This is a genomic window from Cellulomonas sp. PSBB021, assembly GCF_002240455.1.
Classification (GTDB): domain Bacteria; phylum Actinomycetota; class Actinomycetes; order Actinomycetales; family Cellulomonadaceae; genus Cellulomonas; species Cellulomonas uda.
Genome location: NZ_CP021430.1, coordinates 1,748,873 through 1,769,939, shown reverse-complemented (window position 1 = coordinate 1,769,939; position 21,067 = coordinate 1,748,873). Strand labels below are relative to the sequence as shown.

General features: G+C 75.6%; 17 protein-coding genes and 1 pseudogene. 9 read left to right on the top strand and 9 right to left on the bottom strand.

What is annotated here, in order from left to right:
• Positions 1 to 3 precede the first annotated feature (3 nt).
• Positions 4 to 363 (bottom strand): hypothetical protein, encoded by a 360-nt coding sequence (locus CBP52_RS08010; protein WP_094180512.1) that lies wholly within the window; start codon positions 361 to 363, stop codon positions 4 to 6.
• On the bottom strand, positions 360 to 1,679 hold the full coding sequence (locus CBP52_RS08005) for a glycosyltransferase (RefSeq protein ID WP_094180511.1): 1,320 nt from the start codon (positions 1,677 to 1,679) through the stop codon (positions 360 to 362). The genes CBP52_RS08010 and CBP52_RS08005 overlap by 4 nt, the downstream gene beginning before the upstream one ends.
• Before the next feature lie 162 nt (positions 1,680 to 1,841).
• On the opposite strand from CBP52_RS08005, the gene CBP52_RS08000 reads away from it, so the two are divergent.
• A complete protein-coding gene (locus CBP52_RS08000) occupies positions 1,842 to 3,068 on the top strand; it encodes a hypothetical protein (RefSeq protein WP_094180510.1) in 1,227 nt (408 codons plus the stop codon).
• A gap of 24 nt (positions 3,069 to 3,092) precedes the next feature.
• Here the strand turns inward: CBP52_RS08000 and CBP52_RS07995 are convergent, their stop codons facing one another.
• Both CBP52_RS07995 and CBP52_RS07990 read right to left on the bottom strand, forming a co-directional pair.
• Positions 3,093 to 4,853 (bottom strand): glycosyltransferase, encoded by a 1,761-nt coding sequence (locus tag CBP52_RS07995; RefSeq protein WP_094180509.1) that lies wholly within the window; start codon positions 4,851 to 4,853, stop codon positions 3,093 to 3,095.
• Positions 4,850 to 6,151, bottom strand: coding sequence for a nucleotide sugar dehydrogenase (locus CBP52_RS07990; RefSeq protein WP_094180508.1), 1,302 nt, complete (start codon positions 6,149 to 6,151; stop codon positions 4,850 to 4,852). Before CBP52_RS07990 ends, CBP52_RS07995 begins: the two co-directional genes overlap by 4 nt.
• Positions 6,152 to 6,319: 168 nt before the next feature.
• On the opposite strand from CBP52_RS07990, the gene CBP52_RS07985 reads away from it, so the two are divergent.
• The 3 genes from CBP52_RS07985 (at position 6,320) to CBP52_RS07975 (ending at position 12,038) form a co-directional block, all read left to right on the top strand.
• Complete coding sequence (locus CBP52_RS07985; protein ID WP_094180507.1) at positions 6,320 to 7,639, top strand: glycosyltransferase; 1,320 nt, start codon at positions 6,320 to 6,322, stop codon at positions 7,637 to 7,639.
• The gene (locus CBP52_RS07980; RefSeq protein ID WP_094180506.1) at positions 7,632 to 9,398 is read left to right on the top strand and encodes a glycosyltransferase family 4 protein; all 1,767 of its coding nucleotides are present in this window, start codon (positions 7,632 to 7,634) and stop codon (positions 9,396 to 9,398) included. Before CBP52_RS07985 ends, CBP52_RS07980 begins: the two co-directional genes overlap by 8 nt.
• A 129-nt stretch (positions 9,399 to 9,527) precedes the next feature.
• Positions 9,528 to 12,038, top strand: a complete 2,511-nt coding sequence (locus tag CBP52_RS07975; protein ID WP_157732543.1) for a cell wall-binding repeat-containing protein — start codon at positions 9,528 to 9,530, stop codon at positions 12,036 to 12,038.
• Between the two features lie 265 nt (positions 12,039 to 12,303).
• Here the strand turns inward: CBP52_RS07975 and CBP52_RS17895 are convergent, their stop codons facing one another.
• A complete protein-coding gene (locus tag CBP52_RS17895) occupies positions 12,304 to 12,780 on the bottom strand; it encodes a hypothetical protein (RefSeq protein ID WP_198303627.1) in 477 nt (158 codons plus the stop codon).
• Here CBP52_RS17895 and CBP52_RS18685 point away from each other — a divergent pair.
• The 4 genes and pseudogenes from CBP52_RS18685 to CBP52_RS07955 all read left to right on the top strand — a co-directional run.
• Positions 12,725 to 13,201 (top strand): annotated as a pseudogene (locus CBP52_RS18685) (SpoIID/LytB domain-containing protein); the annotation flags it as partial. The gene CBP52_RS17895 and the pseudogene CBP52_RS18685 overlap by 56 nt on opposite strands.
• Entirely contained in the window at positions 13,117 to 14,262 is a 1,146-nt protein-coding gene (locus tag CBP52_RS18205; protein WP_369826344.1) for a cell wall-binding repeat-containing protein, read from the top strand. The pseudogene CBP52_RS18685 and the gene CBP52_RS18205, both read left to right, overlap by 85 nt.
• Positions 14,259 to 15,335 (top strand): non-hydrolyzing UDP-N-acetylglucosamine 2-epimerase, encoded by a 1,077-nt coding sequence (gene wecB, locus CBP52_RS07960; protein WP_094180503.1) that lies wholly within the window; start codon positions 14,259 to 14,261, stop codon positions 15,333 to 15,335. Before CBP52_RS18205 ends, wecB begins: the two co-directional genes overlap by 4 nt.
• The gene (locus CBP52_RS07955) at positions 15,332 to 16,690 is read left to right on the top strand and encodes a SpoIID/LytB domain-containing protein (protein WP_094180502.1); all 1,359 of its coding nucleotides are present in this window, start codon (positions 15,332 to 15,334) and stop codon (positions 16,688 to 16,690) included. Before wecB ends, CBP52_RS07955 begins: the two co-directional genes overlap by 4 nt.
• A 64-nt stretch (positions 16,691 to 16,754) precedes the next feature.
• Here CBP52_RS07955 and CBP52_RS07950 read toward each other — a convergent pair whose 3' ends face one another.
• From CBP52_RS07950 to CBP52_RS07935, 4 genes are all read right to left on the bottom strand, one after another.
• Positions 16,755 to 17,744 carry a Gfo/Idh/MocA family protein gene (locus tag CBP52_RS07950; protein ID WP_094182251.1) on the bottom strand — a complete coding sequence of 330 codons (990 nt, stop codon included), beginning with the start codon at positions 17,742 to 17,744 and terminating at the stop codon, positions 16,755 to 16,757.
• Entirely contained in the window at positions 17,744 to 18,844 is a 1,101-nt protein-coding gene (locus tag CBP52_RS07945; protein ID WP_094180501.1) for a DegT/DnrJ/EryC1/StrS aminotransferase family protein, read from the bottom strand. The genes CBP52_RS07950 and CBP52_RS07945 overlap by 1 nt, the downstream gene beginning before the upstream one ends.
• Positions 18,841 to 19,458 carry an acyltransferase gene (locus tag CBP52_RS07940; protein ID WP_232514711.1) on the bottom strand — a complete coding sequence of 206 codons (618 nt, stop codon included), beginning with the start codon at positions 19,456 to 19,458 and terminating at the stop codon, positions 18,841 to 18,843. The genes CBP52_RS07945 and CBP52_RS07940 overlap by 4 nt, the downstream gene beginning before the upstream one ends.
• A 178-nt stretch (positions 19,459 to 19,636) precedes the next feature.
• Positions 19,637 to 20,407, bottom strand: coding sequence for a TIGR03089 family protein (locus CBP52_RS07935; RefSeq protein ID WP_094180499.1), 771 nt, complete (start codon positions 20,405 to 20,407; stop codon positions 19,637 to 19,639).
• 261 nt (positions 20,408 to 20,668) lie between these two features.
• Here CBP52_RS07935 and CBP52_RS18575 point away from each other — a divergent pair, with 261 nt between their 5' ends.
• A complete protein-coding gene (locus tag CBP52_RS18575; RefSeq protein ID WP_094180498.1) occupies positions 20,669 to 21,007 on the top strand; it encodes a WhiB family transcriptional regulator in 339 nt (112 codons plus the stop codon).
• Positions 21,008 to 21,067: the final 60 nt, after the last annotated feature.

Below are 21,067 nucleotides of genomic sequence, written 5' to 3'. Positions count from 1 at the left end.
GCGTCACCGCCGCCCCGCGAGCACGCGCTGCCCCGCGGGGACGCCGTTGACCAGTGCCGCGCTCGGGTTGGTGCGCCGCGTGCGCCACACGGCGGGGACGGCCGTGCGGTCGGCGGCGACGATGAGCTCGGCGTCCCGGAGCTGTGTGCGCTGCGCCGTCGTGACGCGGCGGGCCGCGGACCACGAGGCGGTGGTCCCGGCCAGGGCTGCGGCGAGCCGGCCGGTCGCGGTGCGGGTGCCGGGCGCGCGCAGGTCGACGACCGCGACGTCGCCGCCCGCGTCGCGCAGGGCAGCGGCCAGGGACTCGACGGCCTGGTCCGAGGTGTCGGACGAGGCGACCACGAGGACGGTGCGGGTGCTCATGCGTGCTCCCCGTCGAGGGCGGCGCCGAGCGCGGCGACGCGCGGGGCGAGCTGGGCGTCGCGCCGGTACGCGAGGGCCAGGCGGGCGAGGGTGTCGGCGTGCTCGGGTGCGGCCGCGACGAGCGCGGGGACCTCGCCGAGGGCGCGCGCGACCTCGGCGGGCGTCACCTGCTCCACGCGCGCGACGAGCGGGTGCCCCGCGATGACGTCGGTGGTCGCGTTGCGCGGGTCGTGCACCGCGACGACGGGGCGGCCCGCGGCGACGTACTCGTAGACCTTGCCGCTGCTGACGTAGCGGCCGGACCCGAGCGCGAGGACGAGCGCGTCGGCGTCGGCGTAGAACCGTGAGACGTCGGCCTTCGCGACGGGACCGACGTACCGCACGCCGTCGGCCGCGGCGTCGGCGACGGCCTGCGCCAGCGTCCCCTGGGGGACGGCGAAGTAGCCCAGGTGGCCGCCGAGCGTGAGCGTGGACCCGGCGGGCAGGCGTCCGTCGGCCAGCGCGAGGCGCCAGCCCGCGATCAGCTCGGCCAGCGGGACCTTGGGCGTGACGGTCCCGAGGTACGCGAGCCGCAGGCCCGGGCCGGGGCGCGGCGTGTGCACCAGCGGGACCTCGAGCAGGGACGGGTCCCAGCCGTTCGCGACGACGTGCATCCGGTCCGCGGCGTGCGGGTACTGCTCCCGGTGCCACGCGCGGATCGGCTCGTTGACGAACCACACCTCGTGGGCGTCGGCGACGAGCCGGCGCTCCCAGCGACCCACGCGGGAGTGCGCGGAGGCGGTCGTCGCACCCGAGAACACGTCGAGCCGCCACGCGTCGCGGTAGTCCATGACGTACGGGACGCCCGCGGCGCGCCGCAGGTCGTGCGCCGCGGCGAACGTCACGTGCGGGTTCGCGGTCGCGAGGGTCAGGTCGACCGGGTGCTCGGCGTGCACGGCGCGCGCGGCCGCGGCGAGCCGGGCGCGCCACGGGCCGTAGGACGCCTCGGGAAAGGGGATCTCGTCGGCGAGGCGGCGCAGGCGCGCCCACACGGGCGGGAGCGCGACGCGCAGCGCCGAGTAGCCGCGGATGTCGGTGTCCTGCGCGGGCCAGTCGAACGGCACGCGCCGGACCGTGACGCGGGGGTCGACGAGCGCCTCGAGCGACGTGTCCGCACCCGTGTACCGCTCGAACGTCTCGCGGCTCGCGGTGACGACGGTGACGTCCCAGCCCGCAGCGGCGAAGGCGTTGACGGTCGCGAGCGCGCGGTACACGCCACCCGCGCGCGACGGCGGGAAGCCCCACGCGAGGTGGAGCAGGTGCTTCGGTGTGGTCATCGTCCCTCGGGAGAGCGGGTGCGGGCCGCCCCCGAGGGTACGCGGTGCCTGCCCGACGAGGCCGCGTGCGTGCTCGGCGAGGCGCGCGGGCCGTCACAATGGGTCTGCGCGACGCGACGCGCACGGCACCGGCGGAGCACCGCCGAGACACGAGGAGGACCCGTGGTTCGACGAGCCCGCGCGCTCGCCGCCGGTGCGGCGTCCGTCCTCACGACGCGCCGACACGCGCTCCCGCCCGCCGTGGACCGCGCGCTGGACGCGGCCAAGTGGGCGCGCGCGCCGTGGACGGCCGACCCGGGCGCCGTGCCGACGCTGGTCTCGCCCCGGTCGGGTCGCCCGGCGCGCGTGCTGCTCGGACCGGCGAACTTCGCGGGCCAAGGGCTCGCGTGGGCGGCGGCGCTCGACCGCGCGGGCGTGCCCGCCGTGGCGTGGGCGTTCACGGCGGACCCGAGGTTCCGGCACGGCGCCGACCACACCGCGCCGCTGGCCGTGGTGCACCGCGCGTCGCGCGCGTACCAGCAGCGCGTGTTCGACGCGGTCGTCGCCGGCGTCGAGGCGGTCGTGATCGAGGCGGGCCGGCCGTTGTTCGGGCGGCTGCACGGCTTCGACCCGGTCGCCGAGGCGCGTGCGCTGCAGGCCCGGGGCGTGCGCGTCGCGCTGCTGTGGCACGGCACGGACGTGCGCGTGCCGAGCCGGCACGCCGCGACCCACCCGGCTTCGCCGTTCCGCGCGGGGCCCGGCGGTGACCCGCGCACGCGCGCGCTCGAGTCTGTCGCGCTGCGCAACCGGCGCCGCGCCGCGGGGTTCGACGGCCCCGTGCTGGTCTCCACGCCCGACCTGCTGCCGGGCTGGCCGGGCGCACGGTGGTGCCCGGTGGTCGTCGACGCGGACGCGTGGGCGAGCGACGCGCCCGTGCTGGAGCGCGCGGTGCCGCGGGTGGTGTTCGCGCCGAGCAACGGTGTGCTCAAGGGCGCGGACCTCGTCGGGCGGGCGCTCGCGCCGCTCGTCGCCGAGGGGCTCGTGGAGCGGCGCGTCGTCGCCGGGGTGCCCGCCGACGAGGTGCGCGCGCTGTACCGGGACGCGGACGTCGTGCTCGACCAGTTCCGGCTCGGCATCTACGGCGTCGCGGCGTGCGAGGCGATGGCCGCGGGACGGCTCGTCGTGAGCCACGTCGACGCGCAGGTCCGGGCCGAGGTCCGCGCCGCGACCGGGCGGGACCTGCCCGTGCTCGAGTCCGCCGGCGACGCGCTGGGCGGCACGCTGCGCACGGTACTCGCGGACCGCGACGCGGCGCGCGCGACGGCCGCCGCGGGTCCCGCGCTCGTGGCAGAGCTGCACGACGGGCGTCGCAGCGCCGCGGTCCTGCGCGAGGTCCTGCTCGACGGCTGACCGGGGCACCCGGACAGCGGGCGGTCAGACCCCCAGGAGCCGGCGCAGCGTCGCGTCGCTCGGCGGTCGCACGACGCGTGCGTCGGGGTGCCGCTCGCGCAGCACGGCCGCGAGCGCGTTGGCGCTGCGGTCGCCGAGCACGACGACGTCGGCGGGCTCGTCGGCCCACCCCGGCGCGAGCCGGTCCGCGGCGTCCGGCAGCACGCGGCCCTCGACCCGTGCGAACAGCGCCCGGTCCGCACCGCGGCGCGCGCGGGCCGCGGCGCGGCGCCAGCGGGCGAGCACCGCGCTCGTGGCGCGCTCGCCGCGAGACGCGAGGGCCGAGGTGGGGCCGGGCACGCGCGCGACGAGCGCGCACGCGCGCCGCACCGCCCGAAGCACGAGGTCGGGCGCGAGCTCGAGCCCGCGCCACGCGACACGCCACGGCAGCCGAGCGACCCCGGACGACAGGTCGACGACCTCGACGACCGGCTCGGCCGCGACAGCCTCGGCCGCGAGCTGCGTCACGAGCCGGACGTGCGCACCGGCGCGGACGGCCTCGGCCTGCACGGGCACGAGCGCACCCGCGCCCGCCTCGCTCGTCGCGAGCAGCACGACGCGGACCGTGGACGCGGCGGACGGGAGCGGGGCGTCGAACAGGTGGTGGCGCAGCGCGTCGCGGTAGGCGGCGGTGCCGTAGCGCGCGACGAGCACGTCCCGCACCGCCGCACGGTCGCACGTCTCGGCGCGTGCGGCGAGCGCGGTGACCGCCGCGACGACCTCGTGGGGCGCGGGACGCACGGGCACGAACGCGACGAGCCCCTGCTCGGCGGCGTCGGACAGCGTCTCGGGCGGGCCCGCGCTGCGGGTCACGACGACGGGCAGCCCCGCCATCGCCGCCTCGACGACCGTGAGACCGAACGTCTCGTAGTCGGACAGGTGGACGAGCACGTCGGCCGCGGCGAGCAGCCCGGGGAGCTCGTCGGGGTGTGCGGGGCCGTGCCAGGTGACGCGGTCGGCGACGCCGAGGCGGTCGGCCAGCGCCGCCAGCTCGTCGCGCTGCGGGCCGTCCCCGACGAGCGTGAGCCGCGCGGCGGGGTCCGCGACGGCGAGCGCCTCGAGCACCGTGCGCACGTTCTTGCGCTCGACGAGGTTGCCGACGTAGACCCAGCGCAGCAGCGGCCCGTGCGGCGCGGGGACGGGCACGAACCGCGCGTCGTCGACCGGGTTGCCGATCACGTCGACGCGCGGGCGCAGGTCCGGCACCCGGCGGCGCAGGTCGCGCGCCTGCGCGCGGGACACGGTCAGGTGCACGTGCCCGCGCTCGAGCATCGAGCGGTACGCGGCGAGCCCGTCCGGCGTGCGCAGGACGGTCTCGAGGTAGGTCGCGTGCTCGGTCGTCACGAGCCGCTGCCCCGCGCGCAGCAGCGGCGCGACCGCGAACCCCGACGGCATGCCGACGTGCGCGTGCACGACGTCGGCCGCCGCGAGCTCGGGCAGGTCGCCCGCGGCCTGGGCGGCGACGATCGCCTCGCGGTGCGCGAGCGCGGTCGCGACGCGCGGCGTCATCGGGTCGAGCGGCACACGCAGACGCACGACGGTCCCGTGCGGCGAGTCCTCGCGCGTGAGCGAGGCGGCCTCGTCGGGCGCCACGGAGGTGACCTGCACGATCGTCGTCGCGCTCGCGGGGTGCGCGAGCGCGGCGACCGACTGCTCGACGAACGAGCCGTGGTAGGGCGCGTCGGCCGTCGGGTACCACGGCGTCAGCACGACGAGCCGCCGCTCGCCGCCCCCGGGCCGCGTCACGTCGTGGCCGCGCCGAGCACGATGCGCGTGACGCCGTCCCAGCCGGGCTCGCCGGTGACGCGGCGGCCGTCGACCAGCACGCGCACGCCGGGCAGCTGCTGTGCGGACAGCGTGCGGTACTCGTCGTGGTCGGCCTGCACGACGGCGACGTCGACCGGCTCGCCGAGGTGGTAGGCGTCCCAGCCGAGCGAGCCGAGCTCCTCGTCGGAGTACAGCGGGTCGTGCACGAGCACCTGCGCGCCCGCGGCGCGCGCGGCGTCGACGGTCGCGAACACGCCCGAGAACGCGGTCTCCTTGACGCCGCCGCGGTACGCCGCGCCGAGCACGACCACGCGCAGCCCCGACAGCGAGCCGCCCGCGGCGGCGCGCGCCAGGTCGACCGCGTGCGACGGCATCGCGGCGTTGGCCTCGCGGGCCGCGCGCACGATCGTCGCGTCCGGGTCGTTGAACAGGTAGAGCCGCGGGTAGACGGGGATGCAGTGCCCGCCGACCGCGATGCCGGGCCGGTGGATGTGCGAGTACGGCTGCGAGTTCGAGGCCTCGATCACGGCGTGCACGTCGATGCCGTTCTTCTCGGCAAACCGGCCGAACTGGTTGGCCAGGCCGATGTTGACGTCGCGGTACGTCGTCTCCGCGAGCTTGGCGAGCTCGGACGCCTCGGCCGAGCCGAGGTCCCACACGCCGTTCGGGCGGGCCAGGTCGGGCCGCTCGTCGAAGTCGAGCACCTGCTCGTAGAACTCCACCGCGCGCTGCGCGCCGCGCGGCGACAGCGCGCCGACCAGCTTGGGGTAGCGCCGCAGGTCCGCGAACACGCGGCCCGTCAGGACCCGCTCGGGGGAGAACACCAGGTCGAAGTCCACACCCTCGGTCAGGCCGGAGACCTCCTCGAGCAGGGGCTTCCAGCGGGTGCGCGTGGTGCCCACCGGCAGCGTCGTCTCGTAGGACACGAGCGTGCCCGGGGTCAGGTGCGCACCGAGCGAGCGCGTCGCGGCGTCCATCCAGCCGAAGTCCGGCTGCCACGTCTCGTCGTCGACGAACAGCGGCACGACGAGCACGACGGCGTCCGCGCCGGGGATCGCGTCGGCGTAGTCCGTGGTCGCGCGCAGCCGGCCCGCGGGTACCAGCTCGGTGAGCTTGTCCTGCAGGTGCGCCTCGCCGGGGAACGGCTCCGTCGCCGCGTTCACCAGCTCCACGACCTGCGGGTTCACGTCGACACCGACGACGTCGTGCCCCTTCGACGCGAACTGGACGGCCAGCGGGAGGCCGATCTTGCCAAGGGCGACGACAGCGATCTTCACAGGATCCTCGAGGGTGCGGGGGCGGGGCTGACGGACGTCGACAGGAACCGCGCGAAACGGCCTCCCTATACTAACGACGGCCTTCGCGCTGTCCCCGGGACCCACCGGGACCCACGCGGAGGTCGTCCCTTGTCGACGCGGCGCGCCCGGCGCGCCCGAGGAGGTCGAGTGGTCCACGACGGGCGACGCCCGCACGTCCTGCTGGTCGCGCTGTACTACCCGCCGTCCCGCGCGAGCGGGGTGTTCCGACCGCTGGCGATGGCGAACCACTTCGCCGCGTCGGGCTGGGACGTGACGGTCGTGACGGTGACGGAGGACTTCTTCGACCGGGTCGTCGGCTCGCGCGACGACTCGCTGCTCGCGACCGTCGACCCGCGCGTGCACGTCGTGCGCGTGCCGCTGCCGATGTCGCACCTCGACCCCGACCTGCGCCACCGCGGGCGTCTCGCGACGACGCTGCCGTTCGTGCACCGCGCGCTGACGATCGCGGGGCAGAAGTACGTGTTCCCCGAGCAGTACGGCTCGTGGGTCCTGCCCGTCGCGAACGCGATCGGCCGCGTGCACCGGCACCACCCGGTCGACGTCGTCGTCGCGACGGGGAACCCGTGGTCGGACTTCGCCGCGGCGTACGCGGCGCACGTGCGCCACCGCATCCCGTACGTCATGGACTACCGCGACTCGTGGACCCTCGACCTGTTCGAGGAGACCGACGCGTTCCCGCCCGGGCACCTCGCGAGGCGCTGGGAGAGCCGGCTGATCGGCTCGGCCGCGCGCGTGACGTTCGTCAACGAGGCGCTGCGGCACTGGCACGCCGAGCGCTACCCCGCGGCCGCGGACCGGATGCGTGTGCTGCCCAACGGGTACGACGCGGACCTGCTCGGCGAGCCGGGGTTCCGCTCGCCCGAGCCCGGCGCACCGCTGCGCTTCGGGTTCATCGGCACGGTCACCGACCGGCACCCGCACGACGCGATGTGGGAGGGCTGGAAGCTCGCCCGCCGCGACCCCGCGATGGCGGGCGCGACCGCGCACGTCTACGGGCACCTCGGGTTCTTCGCCGGCCAGGCGGACCGCATCCGCGCGCTGCTGCCGTTGGACGAGAACGTCGGGGTCACGTACGAGGGCCCGGTCTCGAAGGCCACCATCGGGAAGGTGTACGACGACCTCGACGCGATCCTGCTGATGGCGGCGGACTCGCGCTACGTCACCTCGGGCAAGGTGTTCGAGTGCATGGCGTCGGGCAAGCCGATCACCGGCGTGTTCTCCCCGACGACCGCGATCGCCGAGCCGCTCGCCGGCTACCCGCTCGCGTGGTCGGCGGCCGAGCTCACGCCGCAGGGCGTCGCCGACGCGCTCGTCGCGACCGCCCGCGGCGCGCGCGAGCAGACCGCCGGCCAGCACGTCGACGCGCTGGTGCACGCCCGCACCTACCGGCGCGACGCGTTGCTCGAGCCGTTCGTCGCCGAGGTCGCGGAGGTGGCCGGTGCCTGAGCCCACGCAGGATCGGACCGCGGCCGGCCGGCCGGGCCGGCTCGTCGTCGTCACCCCCTGGTACCCGACGCCGGAGAACCCGTACTGGGGCGCGTTCGTGCGGGCCACGACGCTCGCGCTGGTCGAGCAGTTCCCGGACCCGCTCGTCGTGCACGTCGAGGCGCGCGTCCCGGACGCCCCGGCGGTCGCGACGTCGCGCGAGGTGATCGACGGGATCGAGGTGCTGCGCGTGCCGTTCGTCGTGGCGCCCGCCACGTCCCGCGCCCGCGTCGCTGAGCTCACGCGTGACGCGCTCGCGCCGTACGCCGACGAGCTCGCGGCCGCGCAGGTCGTGCACGCGCACGTCGGCATGCCGACCGGCTGGGCGGTCGTCGACCTCGTCGGGGAGCGCACGCGCGTCGTCGTGAGCGAGCACGCCTCCTACCTCAACCGGCTGTGGGCCGACGAGCGCACGTCCGCGATGTACGCCGACACGGTGCGCGGGGCCGCGCGGTTCACGAGCGTCGGCGAGGACACCTCGCGCGCCCTGCGCCGTCGGTACCCGGACGTCGCCGAGTCGGTCCACACCGTGCACAACCCGGTCGACGTCACGCGGTTCGAGCTGCGCGAGGACGTGCCGGGCCGGCTCGACCGGTGGCTGTACGTCGGCAACGTGCTCGAGGCCAAGGGCGTGCTGCGGCTCGTGCGCGCGTTCGCGGCGTGGCGCGCGCGCCGCCCCGACGCGACGCTCACGGTCGCGGGCGGCGGCGCCGACACCGACCGCGCGCTCGCACTCGCCGACGAGCTCGGCGTGGCGGACGCGGTGCGGTTCCTCGGCCGCGTCGACCCCACCGGGATCGCCGCGGTCTACCGCGACGCGGACGTGCTCGTGCACCTGTCGGTCTCGGAGACGTTCGGGCTGTCCGCCGTGGAGGCGCTCGCGACCGGGCTGCCCGTCGTGGCGACCGCGACGCGCGGTGCGCAGCGCAACCTCGACGTCGCCCAGGACCTGTGGATGGCGTGGCTCGTCGAGGTCGGCGACGAGGTGGACGACGTGCTGGCCGCCGTCGAGGGCCTCGAGGCGCGGCACCGCTCGGCCCGGCCGGGGCTCGTGCGCGAGGATCTCGCGCTGCGGTTCGGCCCGCAGACGGTCGCGGCGACGCTCGGACGCACGTTGCGCGGCGAGCCGGAGCCCGAGCTGCCGGCCGACGCGCCGGTCGTCGTCGCGATCGCTCTGCACCGCGCGGTCGTCGCCGCCGCGACGCGCGTCGTGCGGGACGCGGCGCGGCGCGGGGCGCGGGCGTACCTCGTGACGGACGGCTCGCACGCCGTCGATGTCGACGACCGCGTGACCGTCCTGGACGTCTCGCCCGCGCGCTACCGGGTGATCACGCACCGTCTCGAGCGGTGGACGGTCGACGGCGTGCCGCGTGTCCTGCTCGGCGCGGCGCGCCCGCTGGCGCGCGGCCTGGGCCGCGCGGACGCCCTGGACGCGCTCGCCGCGCGGCAGCAGGACCTGAGCACGCGGCTCAAGCGCACCGTGGGGGAGAAGGGCGTGCACGCGCACGTCGACCCGCTCGTGCTCGCGCGCTACGTCGAGCGGACGTGGGGTGACCTGCTCGTCGACCCGGTGCTGGTGACGTGGGGCGACCCGCGCGGCATCCCGCTGGCGACGCGGCTCGCACGCGCGAACCCCGACGCGCACGTCGTGCGGACCGCGCACCACGACCTGCTCGTCGACGTGCTGGCGGGCGCGTCGGGCACGCGCGACACCGACTGACGGCCGACCGCGGGGACCGGTGGGACGTGGCGCGCCACGCCTCGCCGGTCCCCGCGGCCTGCGTGCATGTGTGACAGGTGTGAATTACTGTGACCGCGGCTTGGACCGCGAGCAGCGAGGGGCACCACCATGCGACGACGCCGACACCTCGCCCTGGTGTGCGCTCTCGTCGGCGCGCTGACCGTGACGGCGGCCCCCGCGGCCGTGGCGGCCCCGGCGCGCGACGCCCTCCCGGCGGCGGGCGCGGACCCCGGCGGCGTGACGGGCGCGACCAGCGTCCCCGTCGCGCCGGACGCACCGGTCCGCACCACCACCGTGCCGCTCGCCGGCGGCGTCGACGGCCCCAGCCGGCGCACGCTCGACCTGCCGGTGGACGCGGACCACGACCACGAGGTGCCGGCGACCTCCCGGCTCGCCGTGCTCACCGCGGCGCGCGGCACCGCCGACTTCGACCTCGTCGGCGTGACGTGGGCCGCGGGGGCGCAGGTCACGCGCGTGCTCGTGCGCACGCGGCACGCCGGCGCGTGGTCGACGTGGCAGGAGCTCGAGGTCGACCCCGCGACACCCGAGGCCGGGACCGCCGAGGCCGAGGGTGCGCGCGGCGGCACCGCGCCGTTCGTCCGCACGGGCTCCGACGGGCTGCAGGTGCGGCTCGAGACCGCGACCGGAGCCGCGCCCGCGCGGCTGTCCGCGACGCTCGTCGACGCGGGCGTCGAGGACCTCGCCGACGCCCAGGTCACGCAGGTCACCGACGCGACGGCGGGCGTCGCCCCCGGCACCACCGCGCTCGACACCGCCACCGCCGTGGCCGGCGTGAGCCCCGCCGCGCTGCGGCCCGCGATCGTCACGCGCGCGCAGTGGCGCGCGAACGAGCGGCTGCGCAAGCCCATCGACTGGAGCTCGACCATCCAGGCGGCCGTCGTCCACCACACGGTCAACGCGAACGACTACACGCGCGCGCAGGCACCGGCGCTCGTGCGGGGCATCTACGAGTACCACATCAAGGGACGCGGCTGGAGCGACGTCGGCTACCACTTCCTCGTCGACCGGTTCGGGACGGTGTACGAGGGGCGCAAGGGGTCGCTCGACAAGGTGCCGCTCGGCGTCCACTCGGGCGGCTTCAACACCAACACCATCGGCATCGCGATCATCGGCGAGTTCACGAGCAAGGTCCCGTCGACGACCGTGCTGCGCGCCGTCGCGCAGGTCGCGTCGTGGAAGCTCGCGTCGTACGGGCGTGACCCGCTCGGCACCACCGTCCTGACCGCCCGCAGCGGGAGCACGCACCCCAAGCGCAAGCCGGGCTGGCGCGGTGAGCTGCCCGTCATCATGGGTCACCGCGACGTCGGGTCCACCGCGTGCCCGGGCCAGATGGTCTACAACCGGCTCTCGACGATCCGCTCCTACGCGGCCGACCAGGTGAACCGGGTGACGTCGCGCGTCGCGACGGCCGCGAGCACGCCCGGCCGCAACGTCGTGGCCGAGGCGTACGCGAAGAGGTGGTCGACGTGGTCGGCGTCGGTGCGCTCGGTGTGCACCGGCTCGGTCGTCGCGAGCCTGTCGGGCAAGAGCCGCGGGTGGATGCCGGTGCGGTGGGGCCAGAAGCTCGCGGACGGCTCGACGGCACCGCCAGGGCTGTACTCGATCACGACCACGCGGCACGGGCTCGTCGACACGGTGTACGTCGAGGCGCTGCCGAAGGGCGGGTACGGCGACGAGTCGTGCGGCATCTCGCGCTGGGGTGGCGCCGACCGGTACGCGACGGCGGTCGCGCTCGGCCGCGCCGCGACCGGTGGCTCGCAGCAGGTCGACGACATCGTGCTGGTCGCCGGCACGCAGTCCTCGGTCGTCGACGGGCTCGTCGCCGGCCCGTTCGCGGCGTCGCTCGACGCGCCCGTGCTGCTCGGCGCGGTCGACGGGCTGCCGGAGGCCACCCGGACGGAGATCCGGCACCGCGCCCCCGAGCGGGTGTGGCTCGTCGGCGGGACGGGCGTGCTGGGCCGGGCCGTCGAGTCGCAGCTCGAGGCGCTCGGCGTCCGGGACGTGCGCCGGCTGGCGGGGGCGGACCGGTACGGCACGGCGGCGGCGGTCGCGGCGCGGATGCCGGCCGGCCGCTCGGTCGTGCTCGCGTCCGGTGCGCAGGCGAACCTCGTGGACGCCGCGGCGGCCGGCGGGGCGGCGGCCGCGACCGAGCAGCCCGTGCTGCTCACGGCGCCGGGCACGCTGCCCACGGCGACGAAGAACGCCATGCAGGCGCGAGGGGTGCGCACGACGACGGTGGTGGGCGGCACCGGCGCGGTGTCGCTCGCCGTCACGTCGTCCGTGCGCTCCGTGACGAAGGGACAGGTCGTGCGGTTCGGAGGTGACGACCGCTACGCCACCGCGCTCGCGGTCGCGAAGGGGTTCGCGTCGGCGGTCGGGACGTCGCGCGTCGTCGTCGCGGCGGGCTCCGACGACCACCTGATCGACTCGGTCACGGCCGGTGCCCTCGCGCGCCTCGTCGTGCTGGTGCCGGGGAACGCGAGCCACGGCGGCGTGCAGAAGTGGCTCAAGGCCGCAGGCACGGACCGGCTGGACGTCGCGGGCGGCGCCGGTGCGGTGACGCCCGGCACGCTGCGGAGCCTGGTGGCGGCGATCTGATGCGCCGAGCCCTCACGCCGCTGCTCGCGGCGCTCGTCACCAGCACGCTCGTCGTGACCCCGGCGGCCGCGATGGACCCGCCCGTGAGCCCGACGCAGAGCGGTCGCACCGAGCGTGCGGCCGCGTCCGTCGACCTCCCGGCGGCCGCGCCCGCGTCCTTCACGGTGCACGGCAGCGGCTGGGGCCACGGCCTGGGGATGTCGCAGTTCGGCGCGTACGGCATGGCGCTCGACGGTCGCTCGGCGACGAACATCCTCGAGCACTACTACGCGCCCGCGAAGGTCACGACGCGCACCGACGACCCTTCGATCCGCGTACAGGTCCGTGCGGGCGTCACCTCGGTCACCGTCAGCCGGGACTCGGGCGTGACGTGGACGCTCGGCACCGCGCCGGGCACCACCGTGTCGGTCGCCGCGTCGTCGCTCACCTTCACGTACTCCACCGCGAGCGGGACCGCCCGCGTCTCGACGACCGTCGACGGCACCCAGTACCGCACCAACCCGTCGACGTGGCCGGAGCTCACGCTCACCTGGAAGGGCGGTGTGGTCAGCGTGCCCGGCGCCAACGGTGGGACGGGCACCGTGCGGTACAAGCGCGGGAGCCTCGCGTTCGGCCCGCTGAGCGGCGCGGTGAACACCGTCAGCGTCGTGCGGCTCAACAGCGAGTACCTGTACGGCATCGCGGAGATGCCGTCGTCGTGGCCGGCGTCCGCGCTGCAGGCGCAGGCGATCGCGGCGCGCACGTACGCCTACCGCAAGTACCAGGCGGGCGTGCGCTCGTCGATCAACGCGCACCTCACCGACGAGACGACCGACCAGAAGTACACGGCGTACAACAAGGAGGCCGAGGCGGGGTACGGCAAGTACTGGGTCGCGGCCGTGGACGCGACCCGCGCGTCGGGCAACGCGCGCGTGATCCAGGCGCCGGACGGCCGGCTCGCCGAGACGTACTACTCGTCGTCGACCGGCGGTCGGACGACCAACTCCGAGGACGTGTGGGGGAGCGCGACGATCCCCTACCTGCGCAGCCGCGACGACCACTGGTCCGTCGACCCGCGCGTGCGCAACCCGTACGCGACCTGGACCACGACGATCACGCAGGCGCAGATCCGCGCGAAGTTCCCGCGGCTGTCGGACGTGGCGCGCCTCGAGGTCTCGCAGCGCGCGAGCTCGGGCGCGGCCATGCAGCTCAAGGCGACGTCCACCGCCGGCTCGGTGCAGTACCTCCTGGCCAAGCCGACGACCGACGGTGTGCGCACCGCGCTGGGGTCGCGGCTCGGGATCATGTCCGCCTACCTCAGCCTCGAGGCGCCCCGGCGCCCGACCCGAGGTCGGACGTCCAGCGGCTCTCGGGCGACGACCGGTTCGCCACGGCGGCGGCCATCGGTCGCGCCGCGTTCCCCACGGGCCGCACGGTCGTGGTCGTCTCCGGCCAGCAGGCCTCGCTCGTCGACGGGCTCGTCGCCGCGCCGTACGCGCGCTCGATCAAGGCGCCGGTGCTCCTCTCGACGCGCAGCTCCGTGCCCGAGGCGTCGATGGCCGAGATCACGCGTCGCGGCGCCACGAGCGCCGTGCTCGTCGGCGGCACGGGTGTGCTCACCACGGACGTGTCCGCGCAGCTGCGCGCCGCGGGGCTGTCCGTCACGCGCCTGTCGGGGGCGGACAGGTACGCGACCGCCGCCGCGGTCGCGCGGGCGTTCGGCTCCGCGAGCTCCGTCGTCGTCGCGTCGGGCGTCACGGCCAACCTCGTCGACGCGGCCGCCGCGGGCGGACCCGCTGCGGCGTCGGGCCAGCCCGTGCTGCTGGTGCCGCGCTCGAGCGTCCCGCCCGCGACCCGCGCGACGATCACGGCGCTCGGTGCGCGCAGCGCGACGATCGTCGGCGGCACGGGCGTCGTGACGAGCAGCGTGGCGGACGCCCTGCGCGCGGACGGCCTGCGGCTCACGCGACTGTCGGGCACCGACCGGTACGCGACCGCGGCGGCGGTCGCCGACGCCTACGAGCCCTCGGTCAAGGCCGGTACGGTGGTCCTCGCGTCCGGTCTGGACGCGAACCTCGTCGACTCCCTCACGGGCGGCGTGCTGGGTCGGCTGACCCTGCTCACCGCGGGTGCGGGGGTCCCCGCCGCGACCGACCGGTGGTTCGCCGTGCGGGAGGTGTCGCTGCTGCAGGTGCTCGGCGGCACGGGCGCGGTCCCGGACTCCGCGGTGGAGGCAGTGCGTTGAAGGTCCTGAGCGTCGTCGGCGCTCGTCCGCAGTTCGTCAAGCTCGCCCCGATCGCCGAGGCCCTGGGCCGCGCGGGCGCCGAGCACGTGATCGTCCACACGGGTCAGCACTACGACCCGGGGATGTCCGACGTGTTCTTCGCCGACCTGCGCATCCCCGCACCGGACGTGCACCTCGCGGTCGGGTCCGGTTCGCACGGTGCGCAGACCGGCGCCATGCTCGGCCCGCTCGAGGCGGTCATGGACGAGCACCGGCCGGACTGGGTGCTGGTCTACGGCGACACCAACTCGACGCTCGCGGCCGCGGTCGCCGCGGTGAAGATCCACCTGCCGCTCGCGCACCTCGAGGCGGGACTGCGCTCGTTCAACCGGCGCATGCCCGAGGAGCACAACCGCGTGCTCACCGACCACGCCGCGGACCTGCTGCTCGCCCCCACGCAGGTCGCGATGGACCACCTCGCGCACGAGGGGCTGGCCGAGCGGTCGGTGCTCGTTGGCGACGTGATGACGGACGTGTGCTTCCGGGTGCGTGACGCGGTCGCCGCGTCGGGGACCCGTCCGGCCGGCGTCCCCGACGGCGAGTACCTCGTCGCGACGATCCACCGCGCGGAGAACACCGACGACCCGGCGCGCCTGCGCGCGATCGTCGCCGCGCTCGCCGCCCTGCCCGTGCCGCTCGTGCTGCTCGCGCACCCGCGCCTGCGCGCCCGCTGCGCCGAGCACGGGATCGACCTCGCGCAGGGGTCGGTCGTGGTCGCCGACCCGCTGCCGTACCCGGAGATGGTCGCGGCCGTGATGGGCTCGGTCGGCGTCGTCACCGACTCCGGCGGCCTGCAGAAGGAGGCCTTCCTCCTGGGGCGCGCGTGCACCACACTGCGAACCGAGACGGAATGGGTCGAGACGCTCGAGGGGGGATGGAACGTGCTGCTTCCGGACGAGGCGGACCTCGCGCGGCTCGCGCAGGTGGCGCTGCGAGGACCAGGTGCGCTGCCGCAGGCGACGCCGTACGGGTCGGGCGACGCCGCCGACCGGGTGGTGCGGGTGCTGCAGGACGCGCTCGAGGGTCGGCCGTGAGCGCGCGCGTGCGTCGCGGCGCGCTCGCGGCGCTGGTCGCCGCGGTCGTCGTCGGCGCGGCCGCTCCCGGGGCCTGGGCGGACGACTCGAGCCTCGAACGGCCGGGTGCGCTGGGCGGGACCGCGGACAGCGCGGTCGTCGCCGCCACCGCGCGGCCGCTCGCGGACGCCCGCCCGGCGGCTGCCGGCGACCTGACGATCGACGGGCGCGGGTTCGGCCACGGCATCGGGTTGTCGCAGTACGGCGCGCAGGGCCAGGCGAAGGCGGGCCGCACCGCGAGCACGATCCTCGCGTTCTACTACCCGGGCACCGGCTCGACCACGCGGTCGGACTCGCGTGCTCTCAAGGTCTGGCTGCGCGACGACACCGACCACCTGCTCACGTTCGTCGCGGAGCCGGGCCTGACGGTCGCGGGCAGCAACCCCGTCACGGGCACGTCGAACGCCGCGACGCCGCTGCCGGAGACGGTCGTGCAGGGCGGCAAGCGCCTCACGGTGACGTTCTGGCAGGTCCGCCGCTCGGGTTCGTCGTGGGCGCTGCAGGCCAAGGCGAACGGCACCTGGTACCCGTACACCAGCAGCCGCGTGCGCACCGCCCTCGCCGGGTCGACCAAGGTGACCGTGCGCGCCAAGGACAGCACGCTGCGCAACGTCAACGGCTCCAAGGCGCGCGAGTACCGCGGCACCCTCGCCGCGAACCTCACGGGGACGTCCGCGAGCTCGGTGACCGTCACGGCCGGCACGACGTACACCTCGTACCTCGTCTCCGTCGTGCCCTCGGAGATGCCCTCCTACTGGCACCAGCAGGCGCTGCGCGCGCAGGCTGTCGCCGCCCGCACGTACGCCGCGTTCGACGCCGGGTACTCGAGCCGCCCGTGGTGGTACGACACGTGCGACACGGCCGCGTGCCAGGTGTTCAAGGGCCTCGCCGAGTACGACCTCAAGGGCACCCGGCTGCAGACGTTCACGGCCGCGAGCACCACCGAGGCCGTCAAGGCGACCGCGGGACTGGTCCGGACGTACGGCGGCAAGCTCGCGTTCACGCAGTTCAGCGCGTCCAACGGGGGATACACCGTCGCGCGCAGCGGTTATCCGTACCTCAAGGCGCGGGCCGACACGTACGACGCGTACCCGGCGTGGCAGGTGACGGTCAGCCGCGCGACGGCCGAGAGCGTCTTCGGCGTCGGCCGGGTCACCAAGGTCGCCGTGACGCGCGACGGCAAGGGTGCGTACGGCGGCCGGGCCACGTCCGTGACGGTCACGGGGACGGCGGGCTCCAAGACCCTCACGGGCGACGCGTTCCGCATCGCGCTCGGCCTGCGCTCGACGCTGTTCACGGTGTCGGTCGGGTCCTGACGCCCGACGACGACGCGCGCGGCCCCCGTGGTGGGGACCGCGCGCGTCGTCGTCCGGTGCGGGATCAGTCGAGGAGCTGCGTCGTGCCCGTCGCGGCCGAGCGCAGCACGGCCTCCGCGACACGCACGGTCGCGAGGCCGTCCTGCATCGTGACGATGTCGACCTCCTTGCCGAGCACCGCGTCGCGGAACGCCTCGTGCTCGGTGCGCAGCGGCTCGGGCTTCGGGATCGCGAACCGCACGACGTCGCCCTCGCTCACTCCGCGGAACTTGGCGATCGACTCCCACGTCGTCGGGACCGTGCCGTTGGCGTAGAACGTCAGGTCGGCGGTGAGCGTGTCGGCGACGAACGCGCCCCGCTCGCCGGTGACCACCGTGACGCGCTCCTTGAACGGCGACAGCCAGTTCACGAGGTGGCTGGTGACGGTCCCGTCGGCGAGCTTGCCGACGACCGCGACGAGGTCCTCGTGCTCGCGGCCGCTCTGCAGCGAGGTCTGCGCCGCGACGGACACGAACGACGACTGCGTGACCCACGCGGTGAGGTCGATGTCGTGCGTCGCGAGGTCCTTGACCACGCCGACGTCGGCGATGCGCGCCGGGAACGGGCCCTGCCGACGCGTGACCACCTGGTACACCTCGCCCAGCTCGCCCCCGGCGAGCCGCTCGCGCAGGTGCTGGAGCGAGGGGTTGTAGCGCTCGATGTGCCCGACGGCGCCGACGAGCCCGCGTGAGGCGAACGCGTCAGCGACGCGCTGCGCGGCCGCGGTGTCGGGGGCGAGCGGCTTCTCGACGAGGCAGTGCACGCCCGCCTCGGCGAGCGTGATCGCGACCTGCTCGTGCAGCGTCGTCGGGACCGCGGCGGTGACGTAGTCGACGCCCGCGGCGATGAGGTCCTCGACGGAGCGGCCCACGGGCAGCCCGCCCGCGACGCCGTGCCGGTCGCCGCTCGGGTCCGCGACCGCCACGAGGTCGACGCCGTCCAGCGAGCGCAGGACCCGCGCGTGGTGGCGCCCCATCATCCCCAGGCCGATGAGCCCGGCGCGCAGGTTCGCCATCACGCACCCGCCTTCGCGACCGCGTTGACGCCCGCGACGACGCGCTCGAGGTCCTCGGCGCTCAACGCCGGGTGCACCGGCAGGGACAGCACCTGCTCGCACGCCTCGCGGGTGACCGGCAGGTCGAACTCGAGGCCGAACGAGGGGAGCTGGTGGTTCGGGATCGGGTAGTACACGCCCGAGCCGACGCCGTGCTCGGCGAGCAGGGCCTTCGCGAACCCGTCGCGGTCGTGCGGGACACGGATCGTGTACTGGTGCCACACGTGCGTCGCGCCCGGCGCGACGTACGGGACACCGACACCCTCGAGGTGCTCGGACAGGAACGCGGCGTTCGCCTGGCGCTGCGCGGTCCAGCCGGGCAGCTTGCCGAGCTGCACGCGGCCGATCGCGGCGTGCACGTCGGTCATGCGCGCGTTGAACCCGACGACCTCGTTCTCGTAGCGGCGCTCCATGCCCTGGTTGCGCAGGAGCTGGACCTGGCGCACGACCTCGGGCGTCGCGCACGAGACCATGCCGCCCTCGCCGGACGTCATGTTCTTCGTCGGGTAGAGCGAGAACATCGCGAACGTGCCGAACGAGCCGACCGGCGCGCCCTGCCACGTCGCGCCGTGCGCCTGCGCGGCGTCCTCGAACAGCTGCAGGCCGTGCGCCTGCGCGAGCGCGCCGAGGGCCGTGACGTCCGCGGGGTGGCCGTACAGGTGCACCGGCATGATCGCGGCGGTGCGCTCGGTGATCGCGGCCTCGACCGACGCCGGGTCCAGGCAGTAGGTCCGCGGGTCGATGTCGGCGAACACCGGGGTCGCGCCCGTGAGCGCGACCGAGTTCGCGGTCGCGGCGAACGTGAACGACGGGACGATCACCTCGTCGCCCGGGCCGATGCCCGCGGCCAGCAGGCCGAGGTGCAGGCCGGTGGTGCCGGAGCTGACCGCGACGCACGCGCGGCCGCCGACGAGCGCCTCGCCGAACTCCTTCTCGAACGCGGCGACCTCGGGTCCCTGCGCGATCATCCCGGAGCGCAGCACGCGGTCGACCGCGGCGCGCTCCTCGTCACCGATGAGCGGCTTGGCCGCCGGGATCGTGGTGGGCGTCGTTGCGCTCATGCGTCCTGCTCCTCGTCCGCCGACGCACGTCGCGTCAGCACGCCGTCGTGCTCGTCGTAGACCTCGCCCGTGGTGGGGCAGCGGAACACGCCGCCGCCGGCGTCCTCGAGCGGGACCCCCGCGCGTCCCACCCACTTGAGCCGGCGCGCCGGGACACCCGCGACGAGCGCGTAGTCCGGCACGTCCCTCGTCACGACCGCACCGGCGGCGACCGTGGCCCAGCGTCCGACCGTCACGGGCGCGACGCACACGGCGCGCGCGCCGACCGACGCGCCCTCGCGCAGCGTGACGCCCACCGCCGTCCAGTCGTGCGCGCTCTTGGCCGTGCCGTCGGGGTTCACCGCACGCGGGAACTCGTCGTTGGTCAGCACCGCTGCGGGCCCGACGAACACGCCGTCCTCGAGCACCGCGGGCTCGTACACGAGCGCGTAGTTCTGCACCTTGCAGTTCTCGCCGATCCGCACGCCGGAGCCGATGTAGGCGCCGCGTCCGACGACGCAGCCCGCGCCGAGCGTCGCCCCGTCACGGACCTGCGCGAGGTGCCAGACGGACGTCCCGTCGCCGATCGTCGCGGTGGGATCGACGTCAGCGGACGCCACGATGCGCACGTTCACCAGGCAGTTCTCCGGTCGGGGCAGCGGGTCGGGACGGTCCCGGCGGGGCGCCGAGACCTCGCACAGCGTACCGACGCGGGGCCGCCCGCCGGGGACGGGAGGTCCCAGGCACGCGGGTGCGGTCATGGTTCCGTGCGGTCACGGTTCCGTGGGGTCACGGTCACGGTCACGGTCACGGTCACGGTTGCGTGCGGGTGACCCGCTCGGTGGCGACGAGCCGCTCGAGCGCGGCGGCGTCCTGCGCGAGGCCCGCGGCGCGCGCGGGGGAGAGCAGGACCACGGAGCCGTCGGCCGCGAGCACCCGCAGCACGTCGCGCAGCCAGCCGGCGACGTCCGGGCGCGGCGCGAGCAGCACGCGGGGGCGGTCCGCGTCCTCGCCGGACCACCAGGCCGCGAGCTCGGCGTGCCGCACCGTGGCGGCCGGGTCCTGCGGGTGCGTGGCGAGTGCCGCGCGCGCCGGGTCCGCGGGGGGCACCCAGCCGAGCTGGTCGGCGTACGTCATGACGGCGGCCGCGGCGTCCACGGCGCCGGCGGGGAGCGGTCCGTCGGCGCGGCGCGCGAGCGCGGCGAGGGTCACGACGACGAGCGCGGCGCGTGGGGCGGGCTCCGGCGGGCTCGTCGTGAGCAGGACGTCGACGTCGTCGCCCACGCGCGCGGTCGCGTCGCCGGGGACGACGAGCGTGGCACCCGCACGCCAGGTCGCGAGCGCCCACAGCACGGTGCGCCAGTGCGGTGGCAGGTCGCTGCCGACGCCGGTCCCCGGGCCCGCGTCGAGCTCCTCGACGAGCAGGTTGGTGGTCTTGGCGACCCAGTTCGCGAGCACCGCCCCGGACAGCTCGACGCGCTCGCCGTCGTCGCCGTACCACGTGAGCCGAGGCCGTCCCGGGTCGGCCGTCAGGAGCTGCAGGAGTGCGGCCGGGTCACGCGGCGCGGGGGTGTGCGAGGGCATGCTCGTCACCCTAGAGGGGGCTCGCCGGAGCCGCGGCGCGCCGACCGCGTGGCCAGAATGTGAAAGTTCACCCGACAAACCGGGACAACTACCACGCCCCCGGTTGACGCCTAGGAACGACACGCGTGTAATTCGGATTGTCCGAGAACCAACTGGCGCAGCACCGGTGGACACGGCCGTCGACGGCGGCCCGCCGCAGGGGCCGCACAGGTCGAGCCTCGACCAGTCGATCATCAGATCCAAGCACCACCGGAGGCACGCATGTGGAACCTGCTCGACGATGACGGGGCCACGTCCGAGTTCCCCTCCGACGCGCACCGCCAGGCGCCCGTCGCGGCGTCGAACGTCCTGTCGCTGTTCGGCACGCCGGACGACGACGGCCCGATGGGCTGGCAGGAGCGCGCACTGTGCGCCCAGACCGACCCGGAGGCGTTCTTCCCCGAGAAGGGCGGTTCGACGCGCGAGGCCAAGAAGGTGTGCTCGGGCTGCGACGTGCGAGCGGAGTGCCTCGAGTACGCCCTCGAGAACGACGAGCGCTTCGGCATCTGGGGCGGCCTGTCCGAGCGCGAGCGCCGCAAGCTCAAGCGTCGCGTCGTCTGACCGCCCGAGCGCCTCGGTGCGGGTGCGGGTCCTGTCCCGCGCCGCGCCCCGAGCGTGCGG